The organism is Pseudoalteromonas fuliginea (assembly GCF_000690055.1).
GTDB lineage: Bacteria > Pseudomonadota > Gammaproteobacteria > Enterobacterales > Alteromonadaceae > Pseudoalteromonas > Pseudoalteromonas fuliginea.
On sequence record NZ_JJNZ01000116.1, the window covers coordinates 1 to 3,625 of the forward strand.

Here is a 3,625-nt window from a genome sequence, read left to right on the forward strand (position 1 = left end):
TAGGCCGCATCATTATAATGCCGGTTTAGCGCCAAATGAATCTGAGGTTAGATATCAAGATTCTAAAACTGTGGCCAAAATTAGTTGACCACTACAATTAGGTGTTTGAAGAATTAAAAAATGGTTGGCAGTGGGCATTAAGCCGATTTTGGAATCTGTTTAGTGTAGTTGGTGTAATTGCAACTTTTTATTTTGGACTTTTTTATATACCCGATTACGCAAAAGAGAACTTATATAGCAAATCGGCCTTGGCTCAAGATGAAATCCTAGAAGAAGTAGGTGAAAGGCTGTTTGCTGGGGGGGAGATGTCAATAGGGGAAATTGAATCATCAATTGAGCAAAAGGAAGTTTTCTACAAAATAGATTTCCCTTTTTCTACCAAACAAACACTACTTCTGATTCGTAACGATTTCGCGAAAAATGCTTACATTCCTTTAGAGAAGAGGAATGAGATAAATCTGAAAGTTCAATCGTTGATTGAAGGCATAAAGGATGATCCTGAAAAGAGCGAAGAATGGACTGAGCTCAATTACTCAAAATGGATATCCGTATTCTTGGCTATAGCTTCCGGTCTTCTTGGCTTTTTAAGCATCATCCAAAAGAACAAGAAAGATGCAGAACTAGAAATAGAGTTGGATGAGGAGAATATCTCATTTGAAGAGGGTACTGTCAGTCGTAGAGGGTATGATTATAGCCAAATGGTCAGCGAAGTATTAAAAGAGCTGAATTTGACAATAACTAAGGAGCTAAAAGCCACACCACAGCAACCCGTATATGGTCCTGAGTTTGAAGTTACTTCATCAAAGGGGGCTTTACTTGTGGAAACAAAAGCATATCGTCAGAAAGTTGGTGTTAATACGATGCGGGGCTTTCTTTATATGTTAAGGCAAGCGGGAAAACCTGGAGTGTTGGTTTCTAATTCAACATTGACTATTCGTGCCAAACAATTGCTACAGCAGCATAATGAGAGCAATTTTGATGCAAAAGCACATTTTGTTTCTGGTATTACAAAGAGTGATGTTAAATCTGGCTTGCAGGCAATTGTAGGTGCCTAAAAGCTTCTAACAAGCGCATGTTGTCGGATGGCGCATTGCTTATCCGACCTACACTGGCACTTAGCAGTCATAAATAAACGAATCAAACATCAATAAAAAAGGCGCTTCCTTTTCGGTAAGCGCCCTTCTCTTATCTCACTAATTACTTATTTTACGATTGTCATTTCGTCTAACAAGTTTTGTGCATTATCTACTTTATCCATTACCCACAGCATGTAGCGCGAATCAACGTGGATTGAGCGATTAAGCTCAGGGTTGTAATCCCAGTCACCAATAATACTTTCGTAAACACCGTCGAACAGTAAGCCTACAAGCTCTGCTTTACCATTAAGTGTTGGCGAACCTGAGTTACCACCGGTAGTGTCTACATTTGATAAAAAGTTAACGGGTACTGTATTCATGCCACCCGTGTAATCACCGTAAAGCTTGGCTTTAATTTGCTCTTGTAACTTTTTGGGTGCATTAAATGGGTCAACATCGGTGTTTTTAGCGAGTAATCCTTCAAGCGAGGTAAAGGGTGTTGCTACCAAGCCGTCTTGAGGTGAGTAACCGCCTACGGTGCCATAGGTTACTCGTAGTGTGCTGTTGGCATCGGCGTATACAGGTTTGTTTTTAGCTTTGTTAAACGCAATGATTGCGCTCATTAGCTCTGGGCGAGCTGCTTGTAATTTACCTGCAAGTGCTTTTGATTTATCTTCCTGTGCTTTCATTACTTTAAAGATTGCTTTAGCGTACTGCACAAATGGGTCTTGGCTTTGATTTAGTTGGCTAAACGATTGCTCAAATAATGAATTACGAACAGTGGCATTATCGAGTCTTGACTGTTCATACATACTATCAAGTAACGCGCTTTGGGTTGCTTTATCAAACCCATTTTGTACTTTAAATACGTTATCAACGTCGCTAAAACGCTCTTCTTTTGGAAGTGCTGCATACAGTTCTAAAAAGTGCAGTAAAATAGCTTTATCTACTTTACTATCATAACGGCGCGTCATACGCTCAAGCCCTGCTTTAATGCGAGGTAAGTCACGTTCTTGATAACCAGATTCACGTTCGCTATTTGGCTTTTGCTTTTCATAAGCTAAGCGGTATAAACGTCGTGCTGTGCTGATCATTTGTGAGCGATGTACATAACCTAACATTCGGTCGCGTTCACTGTGCTCTTGTGATTGCGCAATTAGCTCAGATAGCTCACCTAATACGCTTCCGTATTGTTCTTTACGCTCACCATCACTATTGATCCATTGTGTTAACTCTTGCTCAAACTGTTTTTTGCGCTCAAGCATAGTGCCTTTTTTGAAGCTTTCGATCATCGAACCAAAATTTTTAATATAGTTGTTATAACCTGCAATGGTGCTTTCGTAAGCAATACGCGCTTTACTGCCGTCTTCTGAGTTTTCTTCAATAAGCGACACGTATTTTGAGTTATGAACGCGTGCTTTAGGGTAGCTGTCGTTAAATACGTTATCTACCTCTGTTGCAATGCGGTAGCGGTTAGTACGCCCTGGGTAGCCTGTAACCATTACAAAGTCGCCTTCTTGCACGCCTTTGGCACTTACTTTTAGGTAAGAGTCTGGTACGTAAGGTACGTTGTCTTCGCTGTACTCTGCTGGTTTTCCATCTTTGCCTACATAAGCGCGGTAAAAACCAAAGTCGCCTGTGTGGCGCGGCCACATCCAGTTATCTATATCGCCACCGTATTTACCTACGCCCATTGCCGGTGCGTAAGATAAACGTACGTCTTTAATTTCAAGTGACTTAATTAGGTAAAACTCTAAACCACCATGAAACGAATACACGTTACAACGATAGCTTTCGTCCGCTTCACACTGGGCTACTAGGGCTTTTTCGTTTTTTACTATTGCGTCGTAGCGTGCTTTAGCGCTTAGTTTTTCGATACCTTTATTAACTTTGTCAGTCACATTAGTAACTGTTTGTGTGACGTATACGCGTGAACCCGGCGCTGCGGGTAAATCCTCAGCAGGACTTTTAGCTAAAAAGCCATTTTCTAAAATATTGTTCTCAGGCGTTGAATTGTACTGAACAGAGCCATAAACACAGTGATGATTTGTAACCACTAAGCCTTTTGGCGATACAAACGATGCTGTACAGCCACCTAGGCTAATTACCGCATTCATTGGGAATTCGGTTAATTTAGAAATAGACTCAACATCAATTTCAAGCCCTTTGGCTTTTAAAATTGATTCTAACTCTGGAAGTTGGTGTGGTTGCCACATGCCTTCATCGGCTATGGCACTACTTGAAAGTGATAAAGAAAATGTGGCGACTAATGTAGCTACAAGAGGTTTTAAACGCATTATAGAATCCTTTTTATTGTTTGTTCGATAGTAACCGATTTACTTATTAAATAATTGAGCCATTACTAAGAATGATAAATGACAAAGTAAAGGGAGCACACACTCCCTTACTTTAAATTAATGTATTTAAACTAGATTTAATACCAATCTGCTTATATATGAAGTCTATTTAACGTTAAGAAAATCACGCTAGAACTAGGCAAAAATTTTTGCATCTAGTTGTTCTAAATAAAAAATTTTTAACGACGTTAT

The 3,625-nt window shown here is 39.8% G+C and carries 2 protein-coding genes; one reads left to right on the forward strand and one right to left on the reverse strand.

Going from position 1 to position 3,625, the window contains the following annotated elements; genetic code table 11:
• Positions 1–101 precede the first annotated feature (101 nt).
• Positions 102–1,055: a restriction endonuclease gene (locus DC53_RS00595; protein WP_033032280.1), complete on the forward strand. Its 954-nt coding sequence runs from the start codon at positions 102–104 to the stop codon at positions 1,053–1,055.
• A 146-nt stretch (positions 1,056–1,201) separates the two neighbouring features.
• Here DC53_RS00595 and DC53_RS00590 read toward each other — a convergent pair whose 3' ends face one another.
• On the reverse strand, positions 1,202–3,373 hold the full coding sequence (locus DC53_RS00590) for a S46 family peptidase (protein ID WP_033032282.1): 2,172 nt from the start codon (positions 3,371–3,373) through the stop codon (positions 1,202–1,204).
• Between the last annotated feature and the right edge of the window lie 252 nt (positions 3,374–3,625).